The 17,188-nt window shown below is 35.3% G+C and carries 13 protein-coding genes and 1 other annotated feature; of the genes, 7 read left to right on the plus strand and 6 right to left on the minus strand.

Annotation, left to right across the window (positions count from 1 at the left end; genetic code table 11):
* Positions 1-155: 155 nt before the first annotated feature.
* Positions 156-1,661 carry a carboxypeptidase M32 gene (locus SD1D_RS03435; protein WP_058257623.1) on the minus strand — a complete coding sequence of 502 codons (1,506 nt, stop codon included), beginning with the start codon at positions 1,659-1,661 and terminating at the stop codon, positions 156-158.
* Positions 1,662-2,032: 371 nt separating this feature from the next.
* Here SD1D_RS03435 and eno point away from each other — a divergent pair, with 371 nt between their 5' ends.
* Positions 2,033-3,343 (plus strand): phosphopyruvate hydratase, encoded by a 1,311-nt coding sequence (gene eno / locus SD1D_RS03440; protein WP_058257624.1) that lies wholly within the window; start codon positions 2,033-2,035, stop codon positions 3,341-3,343.
* Between the two features lie 29 nt (positions 3,344-3,372).
* Here the strand turns inward: eno and SD1D_RS03445 are convergent, their stop codons facing one another.
* Entirely contained in the window at positions 3,373-6,033 is a 2,661-nt protein-coding gene (locus SD1D_RS03445) for a calcium-translocating P-type ATPase, PMCA-type (protein WP_058257625.1), read from the minus strand.
* A 199-nt stretch (positions 6,034-6,232) separates the two neighbouring features.
* Between SD1D_RS03445 and SD1D_RS03450 the strand changes: the two genes are divergently transcribed.
* Positions 6,233-7,594, plus strand: a complete 1,362-nt coding sequence (locus SD1D_RS03450; protein ID WP_242955247.1) for an MATE family efflux transporter — start codon at positions 6,233-6,235, stop codon at positions 7,592-7,594.
* 1 nt (position 7,595) lies between these two features.
* Here SD1D_RS03450 and SD1D_RS03455 read toward each other — a convergent pair whose 3' ends face one another.
* The gene (locus tag SD1D_RS03455; RefSeq protein WP_058257627.1) at positions 7,596-8,213 is read right to left on the minus strand and encodes a DedA family protein; all 618 of its coding nucleotides are present in this window, start codon (positions 8,211-8,213) and stop codon (positions 7,596-7,598) included.
* 170 nt (positions 8,214-8,383) lie between these two features.
* Positions 8,384-8,611: a binding site (T-box leader), on the plus strand.
* Positions 8,612-8,659: 48 nt separating this feature from the next.
* Between SD1D_RS03455 and leuS the strand changes: the two genes are divergently transcribed.
* Together leuS and SD1D_RS03465 are read left to right on the plus strand one after the other, a co-directional pair.
* A complete protein-coding gene (leuS, locus tag SD1D_RS03460) occupies positions 8,660-11,068 on the plus strand; it encodes a leucine--tRNA ligase (RefSeq protein WP_058257628.1) in 2,409 nt (802 codons plus the stop codon).
* 389 nt (positions 11,069-11,457) lie between these two features.
* On the plus strand, positions 11,458-12,072 hold the full coding sequence (locus SD1D_RS03465; RefSeq protein ID WP_058257629.1) for a CDP-alcohol phosphatidyltransferase family protein: 615 nt from the start codon (positions 11,458-11,460) through the stop codon (positions 12,070-12,072).
* Between the two features lie 49 nt (positions 12,073-12,121).
* Here SD1D_RS03465 and SD1D_RS03470 read toward each other — a convergent pair whose 3' ends face one another.
* The 3 genes from SD1D_RS03470 to SD1D_RS03480 form a co-directional block, all read right to left on the minus strand.
* Positions 12,122-12,391 carry a hypothetical protein gene (locus SD1D_RS03470; RefSeq protein ID WP_058257630.1) on the minus strand — a complete coding sequence of 90 codons (270 nt, stop codon included), beginning with the start codon at positions 12,389-12,391 and terminating at the stop codon, positions 12,122-12,124.
* Positions 12,392-12,395: 4 nt separating this feature from the next.
* Positions 12,396-13,118 carry a hypothetical protein gene (locus SD1D_RS03475; protein WP_058257631.1) on the minus strand — a complete coding sequence of 241 codons (723 nt, stop codon included), beginning with the start codon at positions 13,116-13,118 and terminating at the stop codon, positions 12,396-12,398.
* A 138-nt stretch (positions 13,119-13,256) separates the two neighbouring features.
* Positions 13,257-13,736 (minus strand): S-ribosylhomocysteine lyase, encoded by a 480-nt coding sequence (locus SD1D_RS03480; RefSeq protein ID WP_058257632.1) that lies wholly within the window; start codon positions 13,734-13,736, stop codon positions 13,257-13,259.
* Between the two features lie 216 nt (positions 13,737-13,952).
* Here SD1D_RS03480 and melA point away from each other — a divergent pair, with 216 nt between their 5' ends.
* The 3 genes from melA (at position 13,953) to trpS (ending at position 17,184) form a co-directional block, all read left to right on the plus strand.
* A complete protein-coding gene (gene melA, locus SD1D_RS03485) occupies positions 13,953-15,275 on the plus strand; it encodes an alpha-glucosidase/alpha-galactosidase (RefSeq protein ID WP_058257633.1) in 1,323 nt (440 codons plus the stop codon).
* A 187-nt stretch (positions 15,276-15,462) separates the two neighbouring features.
* On the plus strand, positions 15,463-16,089 hold the full coding sequence (locus SD1D_RS03490) for an HAD family hydrolase (protein ID WP_058257634.1): 627 nt from the start codon (positions 15,463-15,465) through the stop codon (positions 16,087-16,089).
* A 90-nt stretch (positions 16,090-16,179) separates the two neighbouring features.
* The gene (trpS, locus tag SD1D_RS03495) at positions 16,180-17,184 is read left to right on the plus strand and encodes a tryptophan--tRNA ligase (RefSeq protein ID WP_058257635.1); all 1,005 of its coding nucleotides are present in this window, start codon (positions 16,180-16,182) and stop codon (positions 17,182-17,184) included.
* Positions 17,185-17,188: the final 4 nt, after the last annotated feature.

Consider the following 17,188-nt stretch of genomic DNA (forward strand, 5'->3'; position numbering starts at 1 on the left):
ATGATTGCCATGTTTAAATATGCTTATAAGTTATAATAACTTAGTATTATTCATTTTGCAAGAAATAATTTATAAATATGCAAAAATAACGGAAGAAAGAAGTATATTTATGCAATATGAATTATAAAGGGAAGCTTTTAAATGATTTACCTTCATTACAGTTCATAAAGTTTTTCATATTTATTCTTAAGATAATCTATATAATAATCAGGATTAAATTCTTCACCGGTAACATCTTTTAGGATTTGATTTGTATTTTTTGTAGCTCCATACTTGTGAATATTATCCCTTAAAAATTCCCTTATGGGTGTAAGATTACCTTCTCTTAGATAATCTTCAAAAGGCATTAAATCAAGTATTTTTGCATAAAGTTGAGAAGCTACCGCAGAGCCTATGGCATATGAGGGAAAATATCCAAATTCCCCAAAGGACCAATGGGTATCTTGTAGGATGCCCTCAGCATCGTTTTGCGGACTTATTCCTAAGTACTCCTCATATTTCTTATTCCACAGCTGGGGAAGCTTTTCCACATCTGCCTCTCCTGAAAAAATCATTTTTTCAATCTCATAACGAATTATTATATGAAGAGGATAGGATAGCTCATCAGCTTCTGTACGTATAAGACTGGGCTCTGCTTTATTTATTCCTTTAATAAAATGCTCCAGGCTGATATTTTTTAAATTCTCAGGGTAGGTATCTACTAACTTATTATAAATTGGTGCCCAGAAGGCCTCACTTCGTCCGATTATATTCTCATAAAATCTAGATTGGGATTCATGCATTCCCATAGAAGCTCCCGTACCAACTAAAGTTTGAGTTAAGGAATCATCAATATTCATCTCATATAGGGCATGACCCCCTTCATGGATAATTGAAAACATGGCACTTTCTAAGTTGTTTTCAAGGTAATGATTAGTTATGCGCACATCATGGTTATGAAGATTTAAGGTAAATGGATGGGCACTTTCGGCAATAACTCCTTTATTATAATCAAAGCCTATATATCCGCTTAAGTATCTGCAAAATTCCTTTTGCTTCTCTATATCATATTTTAAATAATTATAGCTTTTATCAATAGTATCAGCTTTTTTAGATACCTGCTTTAATAAGGGAACTATTTCTATCTTTATTTTCTCAAAGAAAAGATCTAGATCTTTTATTCCAAAACATTCCTCGTAATCACGTAATAATACCTCGTAGGAATCCTGGTTTTTTTCTGCACGGTATCCGGCAAATTTCTTTTTATATTCAATGATCTTTTTTAGATATGGTGCATAATACTCATAGTTATTATCTTTTTTTGCCTTTGCCCAAGCCCGGTTAGATATGGATGTAAGTTCGTTAAATTCCTTATATTCCTGTGGGGGAATACTTTCAAGCTCTTTTAAGGTCTTACTAAGTTCCTTTATTATGGCCTTTTCTTTTTGGGTAAGTTCCTCTTGTTCCTTTGGCTCCTGAAGCTTTTTAACCAGTTTTTTAACATCATCATTTACAAGACATTTCATATATTCGTCTGCCAGGATACCAACAACTTTTGAGGTATAATCAGCAGCCTCAAAGGGAGCTTGGGTTTGATCATCCCATTCAAATAAATTTCTTGCGGTTTGAAATGCCATAGCTTTATCTAAGTAGGGCTGTAGTTTTTCAAATGTTTTATTCATTTTTCTCACCTTATATATTCATAGTCAATATGACTTGAATATATTTTATCCTTTCTTATATAGTGTATAAAGCAAATGCCATAAATAATTAAACAATAGATTTATAGCAATTTTTAAACTTTACTTTTAATAGTATTTCTTGTCTAGTAAATTATATAATATAAAAATGCCTTGCTCAAGCTAGTATTGTTTTGTACAATTATATAAAACTTAAATTTATTTTGTGATTACAATCACATACTTTATTCAAGTTTACATGTATTTTTATGACTGTATAGTTTCCAATTTTTCGTAAATAATAGAATTGATGATTTTTAAAAAACTTTAGTACAAAATAACATTAACTATATAAGAAAGGATGGATTAGACATATGAAGAGTTTAAGGATTGAAAAGGTAATAGGACGTGAAATATTAGATTCAAGAGGAAATCCAACTGTAGAAGCAGATGTAATCTTATGTGACGGTAGTATTGGCAGGGCAGCGGTTCCTTCAGGAGCATCCACAGGGGCTTTTGAAGCAGTAGAGCTTAGGGACGGTGATAAAAGCAGATATCTGGGAAATGGTGTTAAAAAAGCAGTGGAAAATATCAATACCAAGATTGCTTCAGCCTTACAGGGTATGGATGCCTGTAACCAGGCTGAAATAGATGCTCTTATGCTAAAGCTTGATGGAACCCCTAATAAGGGTAATCTAGGTGCCAATGCAATTCTAGGAGTTTCCATGGCTGTGGCTAAGGCAGCAGCAGCCGCTTTAAACATTCCTTTATATCGTTATCTTGGGGGTGTAAATGCCAAGACCCTTCCGGTTCCTATGATGAATATTATAAATGGTGGTAAGCATGCTGACTCCAGCCTTAATATACAGGAATTTATGATAATGCCTGTGGGTGCAACTACCTTTAGCCAAGCCTTAGAACAAAGTACTACAGTATTTCATATCTTAAAAAAGCTGCTTAAAAATGACGGATATGTAACAGCAGTAGGTGATGAAGGGGGATTTGCACCAAAATTTAACAGCGATACAGAAGCCTTAGATTATATAGTTAAAGCCATAGAAGAAGCGGGATATCGTCCCGGTGAGGATTTTTATATTGCCATTGATGCGGCTTCTACTGAGATGTATGAAGAAGCTAAAAAGGCAGGTAGGGAAGGAGATTACCTATTCTGGAAATCAGGTGAATATAAGACTGTAGATGAAATGGTTGATTTCTGGGACGAAATATGTAACAAATATCCGGTTATTTCTTTGGAGGACGGTTTGGCAGAAGAGGATTGGAACGGATGGAAGAAGCTAACTGAGAGAATTGGCCATAAGGTTCAGCTGGTGGGAGATGATTTATTCGTTACCAATACCGACAGAATAAAAAAAGGAATCGACGGCAATATATCTAATTCCGTCTTGATTAAAGTTAATCAGATAGGTACCTTAACTGAGACCTTAGATGCTATTGAAATGGCTAAGAATAACAGATGGACAGCGGTAATATCCCATCGTTCCGGTGAAACTGAGGATGTAACCCTTGCTGATATTGCAGTAGCAACCAATGCCGGACAGATTAAGACCGGTGCACCTTCAAGAACCGACCGTGTGGCAAAATATAACCAACTATTAAGAATAGAGCAGGAGCTTGGTAGCAATGCAGTTTATTTAGGAAAGAATGCATTTAAGGTAAGCAGATAAAAATAAGAAAAATAGGATGCCTTTATAGGTCATCCTATTTTTCTTATTTTCTTTTGAAGCTCTACTACAACTATGGGGGTAATAGACAATAAAAATACAGTTGCCCATTGACGTAAATTTAATGGTACTACTTGAAATACCTTTGCTAAAGGTGTTAATGAAACTACAGCTATTTGTAAAAATGCACATATAACAAATGATATGGCCAGACTTCTATTACTAAGGATTCCGATTTCCGATAGGGAGCGGTTGCTTCTCATATTAAAAGAATGAAACAGCTGAGACAGACTTAATACTGAAAAGGCCATGGTTCTTCCTACCCAAGGTTGGTAATTTAGGGTTTGGTGCATTCCCGGTGCGTCGTAGTATTTTACTCCTATAACAAAGGCAGTTAGGGCCAAAGAGCCTATAAGGAATCCTTCTATTACAATTTGCAGTGCCAGACCGTCAGCAAACATTCCCTTCTTTGGTGATACAGGTTTTCTTAGCATTATATCTTTAGAGGGTGGTTCGACTCCCAAGGAAATAGCAGGCAGTGAATCGGTTACAAGATTTACCCAAAGCAGTTGGACAGCTACCAGGGGAGTAGGTAGGCCAAAAAGTATTGCCACAAATATTGTAAGTATTTCTCCTATATTACTGGAAAGAAGAAAATGTACGGCTTTTTTAATGTTATCATAAATACCTCTTCCTTCCGAAACAGCGGATACAATGGTTGCAAAATTATCATCGGTAAGTATCATATCCGAGGCGTTCTTTGCCACATCAGTACCGGCTATACCCATGGCACATCCGATATCAGCAGCCTTTAGGGCCGGTGCATCGTTTACACCGTCTCCGGTCATGGCTACAACTTCTCCCTTGCTCTGAAAGGCTTTAACAATTCTTACTTTATGCTCAGGGGATACCCTTGCAAATACACTGAAACGGGATATGGTATCATTTAGCCGCTGAGTAGACATTTTGGATAGTTCCTCACCGGTTATAGCCTCAGTTTGATTTGTCAAAATACCTATATCTTTTGCAATGGCTTTAGCTGTTAGTATATGATCACCGGTTATCATAACCGGCTTAATTCCTGCCTGACGGCAGATTCTAACAGCCTCTTTTACCTCTTTGCGAGGAGGATCTATCATTCCTATTAGGCCTACAAAGGTTAAATCTTTCTCAAGACTTGAAGTATCAGATTTATTAAACTGAGGAAGGTTTTTATAGGCAAGGGCGATAACCCTAAGAGCCCGGCCTGTCATAGCTTCATTAATAGCATTTAGGCGATTTTTATCCCGGGATGTTATAGGTTGCTGTTTATTATCCTTATATATATGGGTACATCGCTTAATTAAAAAGTCATATGCACCCTTGGTAACACTTCGATAGGAGGAAGTATCGGGAGATTTATGTACCGTAGTCATCATCTTCCTTGTTGAATCAAAGGGAATTTCATAAATCCTTTTATACATTGAATCTAAATCATTTTTATTGGCTCCAATATTATATGCAGCAAGAACCAAGGCTTTTTCTGTAGGTTCACCGCTTACATCACTGCTGCCTGCCACTGTTTGTAATATGGCATCGCAACAAAGGGCAGCATGGGATAGGAGAAAGAATCCAAAATCGCTTTTTATTTCTTCTTTACCTGTTGCAGAGGAAATCTCTGTAACTGTCATAACATTCTGTGTTAGGGTTCCGGTTTTATCGGAACAAATAACTGTGGCACTGCCTAAAGTCTCAACAGCGGGAAGCTTCCTGATAATTGCGTTTTTCTTAGCCATTCTCTGTACTCCAAGGGAGAGCATAATAGTTACAATGGCCGGAAGACCTTCAGGAATGGCAGCTACAGCAAGGCTTACAGAGGTCATAAACATATCAAAAGGGGGAAGATCTTTATATATTCCGATTATAAAAACCAGGCAACATATTATAAGAGCTGCAATCCCCAATGTTTTACCGGTTCTAGCCAATCTCTTTTGTAAAGGGGTATCGGGAGTATCATCTTCCATTATCATTCTGGCTATATGTCCTACCTGGGTATCCATTCCGATAGCTGTAACTATAGCTACCCCTCTTCCGTATAGAATGGTGCTTGTAGCCATAACCATATTATGTCTGTCTGCCAAGTTAGTATCAGGAAGTAATATTTCATAGGCATTTTTTTCAACGGGATGGGATTCTCCTGTTAAGGAGGCCTCTTCAACCTTAAGATTTACCGTATGTATAAGCCGGCAATCTGCAGGTACAAAACTTCCGGTCTCCAAGATAACAATATCTCCCGGAACCAGTTCAGAGGAAGGAATTACCGTAACTTTATTTTCTCTTAATACATGGGCTGTAGGGGCAGACATTTTTTTTAGGGCCTCTAAAGCTTTTTCTGCTTTTGTCTCCTGCAACACCCCAAGAAATGCATTAAGTATAATAATCAAGAGAATTATTACCGGATCAACAAAGTTAAGTTTACCTTCCATGTAGGATACAACTAAAGATAATACGGCTGCACATATTAAGACTATAATCATAAAGTCCGCAAATTGAGCAAGAAATTTTTGCAAAAGATTTTTGCCCTTTTTTGCATCTATAACATTTTTCCCATATAGCTTTTGCCTTTCTTGAACTTCCTTCATGGAAAGACCATGCTTTATATCAGTTTTTAATTCCCTTACGGTGTCTTCAATGGATATACTATGCCAGTGCATATTTCACTCCTTATATGGTCAATCTTCTTTAAATTATATGAGGCTAAGGGGGGATTATGTAAGATTTATTATCGTCATAAGACATCTTTCTTATGAAATAAGACATTTACTTTAATTAATATTTCAGTATAATATACTTCGAGTAATTTAAATAAATATTTATTTTAGTAAATATTATCTAAGTGTATAGAGGTGTATGATGACTAAAACAATAACAAGAGATATGACTATAGGTAACCCAACAAAACTAATATTAAACTTCACACTACCAATGTTAATTGGAAATATATTTCAACAGTTCTATAATATGGTTGACTCCATAGTTGTTGGGAAATTTGTGAATAAGGATGCCTTATCAGCAGTGGGAGCCACAGGGTCAATAACCTATCTGATTTTTAGTTTGGTATTTGGTATGTCGGCAGGTATTTCCATTGTAATATCACAGTATTACGGAGCTGGAGATTATGAAAAGGTAAGAAAGAGTTTTGCCACTGCCACATATGTTCTTTTTTTAGTTTCCCTTATTATGGGCACGGTTGGGTTTTTTACAAGTCGGCCACTACTTAAGCTTTTGGGTACTCACCAAGATATTATAGATCAATCCCATACCTATATGAAAATCTTATATATTGGGATTCTTGGTACAGCCTGTTATAATGGTATATCTGCGGTCCTTCGTGCTTTAGGTGACGCTATAACCCCTTTGGTTTTTTTAATTATTGCCAGTATATTAAATGTGGTATTAGATTTGATATTTGTTATTGTATTTAATATGGGTGTTGCCGGTGTTGCTATTGCTACAATAATTTCTCAGTTTTTATCAGGTATAGGATGTATAATATATGCCTTTAAGAAGGTAAAGATTCTACGTATTCCCCTTAAGGAATTTAAGCCTGATAGGGAAATATTTATAAAATGTATTCGTTTAGGAGTACCGGTAGCCTTACAAAACTCACTTATAGCCGTATCTATGATGACATTACAATCGGTTGTTAACAGCTTTCAAGATACTATTAAAATAGCAGCTTTTACAGCGGTAAACCGTATAGAACAACTGGTTATGCAGCCATCTATGTCCTTGGGGGCGGCAGTTGCTTCATTTACAGGTCAAAATATTGGTGCAGATAAGATTGATCGTGTGAAAAAAGGAGCAAAATCAGCCACTAAAATAATATTAATATTTAGTCTACTAATGCTTCCGGTTATGTATTTTGGCGGACAATATATAATGAGATTATTTACTAAAAAAGAAGATTTTGAAGTGGTAATGTATGGGGTAGAGGGAATAAGAATTACATGCTTTTTCTATAGCTTTTTAGGACTTATATTTATTACAAGGAACTTTTTAAGCGGTGCCGGTGATATAAGAATTCCCATGATTATGGGATTTATTGAGGTAATTGTTAGGGTATCTTTATCAAAATACTTGTCCGGCATTATAGGATTTAATGGGGTTTTTCTGGCCACCGGATTGACTTGGTTTGCTACGGGTATATTCGGCAGTATAAGGGTTGTTTCTGGAAAGTGGAAGGATAAGTCCATAGTTTCAAAAAGGGCATAATTTAGTTGTCATAATCAATTAGAGATTTTTTCTTCTTTTTCTTATATAGATTGCTAATTAATAGATATATGGCAGATACCAAAAATATAGGTATTAGGTAATGTTTGTAGCGCTGATAATAAATGGCAACCCTATTATAATTTTCTCTTAAGGAATAACCAATACCAATTAAAAGGGTATTCCATATGGAAATTCCTAAAAGAGAAGCGGGAAAATAGGTAGAGGGACTTAGTCTTACTGCTCCGGCAATAAGTGCAATATAGGTACGGACCAAGGGAATAACACGGCCTATACAAACAGCCCAAGAGCCGTTTTTACTAAAACTATCATAGGAAGCCTCAATGGATTTTGCTGATTTTGGAAATTTTCTTTTTATAGTATTAATAATAGCTGCTCCTCCAAACCAGCCTACAGCATAGCATATACCGGTTCCTATAAGGCCTGCCATGATACTTAATGGTAGAATTATAAGAAAATGAGTATTATTAATAGAGGCCACCGCACCTGAAAGGGGAAGGACTATTTCACTGGATACGGGAAAGCAGGCATATTCCAGCATAATTATGATAAACATAGCCACTAATCCATATTCATTAATTAATTCAGAAATAGTATTCATAAAACCTCCTATGGATAACTTATCAGTTATAAAACAATATATTATCAATCCTTTAAAGTATGATAAAATTCCCATGGTAAACACTTGACAAAAATAAAAGTAATGTATATATTTATTTAATATATACTTATTTAGATTAAGCTTAACAATATAATTAATAAAAGCATATTTAAAAAGCTGTGAAAAGGAGTATTAAGAGAATATGTGCTTATAGAGAGCTGCCGGTAGGTGGAAGGCAGTAGCAACAGTCTCCCAACTCGCCTTGGAGCTTCCCAGTTGAATATGTAGTAGGCTGGGACGGTTTTTCCCGTTATAGAAAATGAGTGCATAATAAGCATGTGATTTATGCTTATTATGAAATAGAGTGGTACCACGGAATTTAACCTTTCGTCTCTTGTCAGATGAAAGGTTTTTTGTATTTGATATCTTATAAGGAGGAGAATAATATGTCAGCACCTTATAATCATAAGGTAATCGAGAAGAAATGGAGAAAATATTGGGAAGAGAACCCGGTCAATGTAAATGACGGTAAGAAGCCCAAATACTACTGTTTAGATATGTTCCCATACCCATCAGGAAGCGGGCTTCATGTTGGACATTGGAGAGGATATGTAATAAGTGATGTGTGGAGCAGGTATAAGATGCTCAAGGGTTATTATATTATTCATCCCATGGGCTGGGATGCCTTTGGACTTCCTGCAGAGAACTATGCTCTTAAGATGGGAGTTCATCCTAGTGTTTCCACTGCAGAAAATATTGCAAACTTTAAAAAACAAGTTAAGGATATAGCTGCTATTTATGACTGGGATATGGAGATCAATACCACAGATCCTGAATTTTACAAATGGACTCAATGGATCTTTGTAAAGATGTTCAAGGCAGGGCTTGCCTACCAAAAGGAAATGCCTATTAACTGGTGTCCTTCATGTAAAACCGGTTTAGCCAATGAAGAAGTAGTAAACGGAGAATGTGAACGTTGCAATTCTCCTGTTACAAAAAAGAACTTAAAGCAGTGGATGTTAAAAATAACAGCATATGCAGATCGTCTGCTTAATGATTTGGATAAACTGGATTGGCCTGAAAAGGTTAAAAAGATGCAGTCCGAATGGATTGGTAAAAGCTATGGTGCAGAGATAGACTTTGCAGTTGACGGAAGTGATAAGACCATACGGGTTTATACCACAAGACCTGATACCTTATATGGTGCAACCTTTATGGTACTTGCCCCCGAACATGCCATGGCAAAAGAACTGGCTACAGCAGAGAATAAGGAATTGGTAGAGGAATATATCTATAAGGCCTCTATGAAATCATCTGTGGATCGTCTTCAGGATAAAGAAAAGACGGGAGTATTTACAGGAAGTTATGCAATTAATCCTCTTAATAATAAAAAAATACCTATTTGGTTGTCCGATTATGTTCTGGCTGATTATGGTACAGGGGCTATTATGTGTGTTCCTGCCCATGATGAAAGGGACTTTGAGTTTGCCAAAAAATTTGATATTCCTATTGTGCAGGTAATATCCAAAGACGGCAAAGAAGATGCGGAGCTAAAAGAGGCTTATACACAGCCGGGAATTATGATTAATTCTGACCGGTGGAATGGTATGGATTCTGAAAAGGCAAAAAAAGAGGTACCCGATTTATTAGAAAAGCAGGGAATAGGTAAAAAGACAGTTAACTATAAGCTTAGGGATTGGGTATTTTCAAGACAGAGATATTGGGGAGAGCCAATTCCCATTGTTCATTGTAAGGATTGCGGAGCGGTGCCGGTTCCTGAGGAAGAACTGCCATTATTATTGCCGGATATAGAAAAATATGAACCTACCGGTACCGGGGAATCTCCTCTGGCCAATATCCAGGACTGGGTTAACACCACATGTCCGGCCTGTGGCAAAGCTGCTAAGAGGGAGACCAATACCATGCCTCAGTGGGCAGGTTCATCTTGGTATTTCCTTCGTTATGTTGATAATAAAAATGATAAAGAACTGGTGGGAAAAGACAAGGCTGAAAAATATCTGCCGGTAGATATGTATGTAGGTGGTGTGGAACATGCTGTACTCCACTTATTATATGCCAGATTCTATACAAAATTCTTGAATGATATAGGTGTAATAGATTTTGACGAACCCTTTACCAGACTCTTTAATCAGGGTATGATTGGTAAGGACGGAGCCAAGATGAGTAAGTCTAAGGGCAATGTAATATCACCGGATGGACTTATTGAAGAATATGGCTGTGACTCCTTAAGACTTTATGAATTATTTGTAGGTCCTCCCGAACTAGATTCCGAATGGGATGATAGGGGAATTGAGGGAGTATACCGTTTTATAAACCGTTTCTATAATTTGGTTGTGGCTAATAAGGACAAAACCCTTGAAGCAACTGAGGAAATGATAAAAATCAGGAACCGTTTTGTATATGATATAACCACAAGAATAGAAAATTTCAACTTAAATACGGTTATAAGCGGATTTATGGAATACAATAATAAGATGATAGACTTGGCTAAAAAAGCCGGTGGAATAGACCGTGATACCCTACAAACAGCCATTATTCTGCTTGCACCTTTTGCACCCCATGTAAGTGAAGAATTATGGTCTCAGCTGGGTAATACAGGTTCAGTATTTGATAATACTTGGCCTGAATATGATGAAGATAAGATGAAGGATAGCGAAATCGAGATAGCAGTCCAAATCAATGGAAAAACAAAAGGTACCCTTATGATTCCAGCAGAAGCTTCTAAGGATCAAGTACTTTCCATCGTTAAAGAAACCATGGCAGATAAGATTACCGGTACTATAATAAAAGAAATTTATGTTCCGGGAAAAATAGTTAACATTGTAGTAAAATAATAATAAAGCTGTTGCTTTAAGGAATGTATAATCTTGAAGCAACAGCTTCGTTACTTTAGAATCCTATAGGTATTAAACTACTAAAACAGACACTATTTTTCAATAATATTTAAACACAAGATGAAAAATATTTACAATATTTTATAAGTATAGTAAAATAAAACCTATAATAATAAATTATCAATAAAATTTATTTTAATGGATAAAATGGAACAAAGAAAGCAAGGCTCAAAATTTTAATAAAAACACCTTTGATAAATATCTTGAATATGTTAAAATATAAACGTATAAGTAGATTAACTTATATTTTTCATATAATAATTATTATATATATATAGATTAGACATACTAAGCAAGCAGCATAAAAGTAAAGGGGATATGATGAAAACATGAAAATTCTTACCAGATTTACTAAAAAGGACTTATGGAGCATCCCGAATATTTTATGTTATATTCGTTTCCTATTAATTCCGGTATTTGTGATGCAGTATATTAGGGCTCAGCAACCAAGAGAATATTTTCAAGCAGCAGCAGTTGTTTTAGCCTCAGGACTTACAGACTTTTTGGATGGATTTATTGCAAGAACCTTTAATATGGTAACTGAGTTTGGCAAACTAATCGATCCTTTGGCTGATAAAGCGACCCAGGCAGCCTTAATATTTGTATTAGTAGTTAAAATAAAATGGATGTTTTTGCTCCTAATTCTTTTTGTAGCAATGCAGTTATTTATGTTGATAGCCGGTTTGGCTATGCTAAAAAAAGATAGGAGGTTAGATGGTTCAAAATGGTTTGGTAAGGTATCTACAACGGTATTTTACGCAGTAATGTTGGTGTTGGTGGCACTGCCCAATTTAGATCAAACCATAGTGAATATTCTAATGATAATTTGTGGAGCATTTTTAGCCTTATCATTTGCACTTTATGCTAGGGAATATTTTAGAATGTACCGAGAGGTAAAACGTGAAGAAAGTAATAATGTTGGAATGGTTAATACTCACTCTTAATAAAAGAAGCTGTTGCAAAAATAAAAATTTTGCAGCAGCTTTTTTAATTTTACTTTAACATAAGTTTTCTTAACATATTAAATTGTGCTTTTTCTTTTGGAGATAAGTTTTTTGTCAGTATATCAATCATAATTTCACTTTCATCTTTAGTAAAGGTTAGATTTTGCTCCTGAAGTTTTTTATTGGTACTAATAATAAGGGGAAGTAATTCATCTATTGATTTTCCTTCAGCCTTCTTAATTAATTCCATAAGAACAACTAATTTACGAGGATCTACATTTTTTAATTTGGGATTACCATTATTTAAGTTATCAGTCATAATATCACTCACTTTTTTCATCGGATTTGTTACTATCATCATATGACGGTGTATCAAAAAGCATTCTAAGGTTTTCATATGTTTCCATTTGTTCGGGAGGAATCATGGCCTTAAGTGTTTCATATATATTGTTATAGTCACTTCTTGAGTTTTCTTTATTATTTTTTTCATTAATAATATTATCAGTATCTTTATCCTCAGTATTTTCATCCTCAGTATTTTCATCCTGTGAAGGTATGTTATTATCATGATCTTGGTTTTCTTCAGTTATGTTTTCTTTTTGGTCAAATATGGAGCTAATATCCACATTATCTCCTAATATAGTAGAAAAATCAAAGCCTGTAAAATTATTCATAATATTACCGGTATCATTGTCGCAGGCCTCATCCTTAGGGTCATTAAATCCCTCCATGGCATTCATAACTTCCATGTATGAATTATACATTTCGAATATTTTTTTTGCTTGAAATATATTAAGAAGTTTATCTACTAAAACCCTTTCTTCCTTATTACATTTGGGTTTAATATTCTTTAATAGAGCTTCTAAATCAACCTTTTCATTATTAAAGCCACAGGCAGTTATATCATTTGTCTTAAAGTTTTGTATGCAAATAATTAGCTCGTAAAATTTTACGAACAAATCCAGGACCAACTTTGCCTTTCCTTCCACATAGGGAAGGGCGGTATTTAACAGTTCCGCCGTATGAAGTAAACCATCTTCTGCCATAGCTTCTCCCATCGGATGTATTCATTATAGTATATTCATGTCTGTTACAATCATGCAAGGGAACTTTTTTAGATATTTAAAGGGGATACCGGTATAATAGACCGATATCCCCCTTTAAATATAATTAAGTTTTAAGTCTTATATAGGATAGTTTAAATGTTCATCATCAATATTATATAGAACTTTATCCAGATAATCCTTGGCATATTGTTTGGCTTTATCCAGATTCATATCTGAATAATTACCACAATTTATGGCTGTGGCCCCGGGGATATCCCCTTCAAAATCACGAATAAACTCAAACATTTCGGTAATCAAGGGGACTATATCCTTGGACTTATATTCTCCCCCAAGTAGAAGATAAAAACCTGTTCTACAGCCCATAGGGCCAAAGTATATGGTTTTGTCTCCATATTTCTCATGATTTCTTAGATAGGTGGCTCCTAAGTGTTCAATTGTATGAATCTCACCGGTTCCCATAACAGGCTCCCGGTTAGGTTTTGTTATACGAAGGTCAAAGGTTGTTATAATTTCTTTCCCCAGCATATCTTTTCTTGATACATAGATACCGGGTAACAATCTTATATGATCAATGGTAAAACTGGCTATTTGCTTCATAATCATCATCCTCACAATACTACTGTAAATTTTATTTAGAAATTATATTTTTAAACTATACATATATATTAAACCAGCAACCGGCATTAGTCTAGATAATTTAAGTAATTTAAAACATTTTAATATTATTATATATCATTGTTTTATTAATAGTAATAGCCTAAAATTATATGGTAAAATATTTTTATAGGCCAAAGCAAGAAGGAGGAAATAGGTATGGTTAAAATAGCTTTTTTAGGGGCCGGTAGTACAGTTTTTGCCAGAAATGTATTAGGAGACTGTATGTGTACCCCTTGTCTGCAGGATGCGGAAATTGCCTTGTATGATATTGATGGCAAAAGACTGGAAGAATCAGAAATTATACTTAAGGCAATAAATAAAAACATAAATTCTTCCAGAGCAAAAATATATACATATTTAGGTGAAGATAAAAGAAAAGATGCACTAAGAAATGCAGATTTTGTAGTTAACGCAATTCAGGTTGGGGGATATGATCCATGTACCATTATTGATTTTGAAATACCTAAAAAATATGGTTTAAGACAGACCATAGCCGATACATTGGGAATTGGGGGAATAATGAGGGGCTTAAGGACAATTCCTGTTATGAGAGACATTGCCAGGGATATGGAAGAAGTCTGTCCAAATGCCTTACTTTTAAACTATACTAATCCCATGTCAATATTGACCGGGTACATGCTAAGATATACTAAAGTACGGACCGTCGGTTTATGTCACAGTGTGCAAATCTGTTCTCGTGATCTGCTTAAGGGCCTGGGTATGGAAGATAAGCTAGAGGGCCGTAGTGAGCTTATTGCCGGAATTAATCATATGGCATGGCTTTTAGAGATAAAGGATAAGGAGGGCAATGATCTTTATCCCGAGATTAGAAAGCGGGCTATTATAAAGAATAGCAATGAGAAGCATCATGATATGGTTAGGTATGAATATATCAAACATCTGGGTTATTATTGTACAGAATCCAGTGAGCATAACGCAGAATATAATCCATTTTTTATAAAATCCAAATATCCGGAATTAATCGAAAGATTTAATATTCCTCTAGACGAATATCCAAGAAGATGTGTAAATCAGATTGAAGGGTGGGAAGAGGAGAAAAACAAGATCTTACAGGACGGTAAAATCACCCATGAAAGAAGCAGGGAATATGCTTCTTATATTATGGAAGCTATAATTACTAATAAGCCAATTAAGATAGGGGGAAATGTTTTAAATACAGGATTAATTGATAATCTGCCCTCTGAAGCATGCGTAGAGGTTCCCTGCTTAGTTGATGGCAACGGAATTTCACCATGCCATGTGGGAAGGCTGCCGGTACAATTGGCTGCTATGAATATGACTAATATAAATGTTCATCTTTTAACCATAGAAGCCGCCCATACAAAGAGCAGGGAAAAAATATATCAGGCAGCCATGTTAGATCCCCATACTGCAGCAGAGTTGTCTATTGATGATATTGTGAAAATGTGCGATGAGATGATTAAGGCCCATGGAGAATATATGAAAGATTATATTTAATATATAAGAGAAGCATAAGGGGTGAAAAATATCTTTCACCCTTTTGCTTTCTATGAAGGTTGACAATATAGCTTAAATTAGGCATTATATATCAATGAAGATTATTTTACTACACATATAAACTTTGATTATAATAACTATTTAAATGGATATAGATATAATCATTAGAAAGGTAAGGATAAACTAAATGTACGATAGTATAATATTTGACTTGGACGGAACTTTATGGGATTCAACTAAGGAGGTTGCTAAAGCCTGGACCGAAGTAAAGAACAAATATCCTGAGGTAAAGGATGAAATTACTGCTGACAAACTAAAAGGTTTATTTGGCCAATTACTTGAGGACATAGGAATCCAACTATTTCAAAGTGTATCTAAGGAGAAGGCTATAGAGCTTATTCGTCAGTGCTGCGAGTATGAGAATGAGTATTTGGCTAAACATGGTGCCGATTTATATCCGGGAATAGAAGAGCTTATTATAAAGCTTCATAAAAAATACAAACTTTTCATTGTAAGTAATTGTCAAGAAGGCTATATTCAGTGTTTCTTTAAAGTTTATCCCCAGCTTGAAAAATATTTTACAGATTATGAATATCCGGGTAGATCCGGGAAAGCCAAGGCCGATAATATAAAGATGGTTATTGAAAGAAATAATCTAAAAAACCCTGTATATGTAGGAGATACTGCAGGAGATGCTAAGGCTGCAAAGCTGGCCGGGGTACCTTTTATATATGCCAGATATGGTTTTGGACAGGTGGAAGAATATGATGATTTTATAGATAAACCCCTAGATCTTTTAGAAAAATTAAAATAGTAAGGATTGACATTTTGGGTCTTTATTAATATATTTGAATGAGAATATCAAAAGATAATAGTAAAAAATAAGCGAATTGGATGTGGTGTGATGTTAAACGGAAAGAAATCATTATTTTCAGGTATGCAGGCTACCGGTACCTTACAACTGGGTAATTACCTGGGAGCCTTAAGAAACTGGGTTGAATTTGAAGATGAATATGAATGTTTTTATTGTGTAGTGGATATGCATTCCATAACCGTAAGACAAAATCCGGCAGAGCTTAGGAAAAAAGCCAGAGCTCTTCTTACTTTATATATTGCTGCAGGTTTAGACCCGGAAAAGAACTGTATCTATTACCAGTCCCATGTTCCTGCCCATGCGGAACTTAGTTGGATTTTAAATTGCTTTACCTATATGGGAGAACTTTCTCGTATGACCCAATATAAGGATAAAGCAGCTAAACATGCTGAAAATATTAATGCCGGTTTGTTTACATATCCGGTTTTAATGGCTGCTGATATATTATTGTTTCAGTCAGATATAGTTCCTGTAGGAGATGACCAGAAGCAGCATATCGAGCTTACCAGAGATATTGCTCAAAGATTTAATAATTTGTATGGAGAAGTATTTACTATCCCTGAGCCATATATTAAGAAGACAGGGGCCAGGATTATGAGTCTTCAAGAGCCCACAAAGAAGATGTCAAAATCCGATGAAAATCCCAATGCCAGTATATTTCTTTTGGATGATACCGATACTATAATTAGGAAATTTAAGAAGGCAGTTACAGATTCAGATAATGAAATCCGCCATTCTAAAGATAAACCCGGTATCAGTAACTTAATTGAAATTTACACAATTGCCAGCGGTAAGACCATAGCTGAAACCGAGAAGGAATTTGAAGGAAAAGGTTACGGTGAATTTAAGATGGCTGTTGGGGAAGCGGTAGCAGCCATGCTAAAGCCTATTCAGGATAGATTTGAAGAACTTAGTAAAGATAAGGCTTATATAGACCAAATAATAAAGAATAACGGGGAAAAGGCTCAGTATTTTGCTAACAAGACCTTAAGAAAGGTGCAAAAGAAGGTAGGCTTTCCTGAAAGAATCAGATAAATGT

This window comes from Herbinix luporum (genome assembly GCF_900070325.1).
Lineage (GTDB): Bacteria > Bacillota > Clostridia > Lachnospirales > Lachnospiraceae > Mobilitalea > Mobilitalea luporum.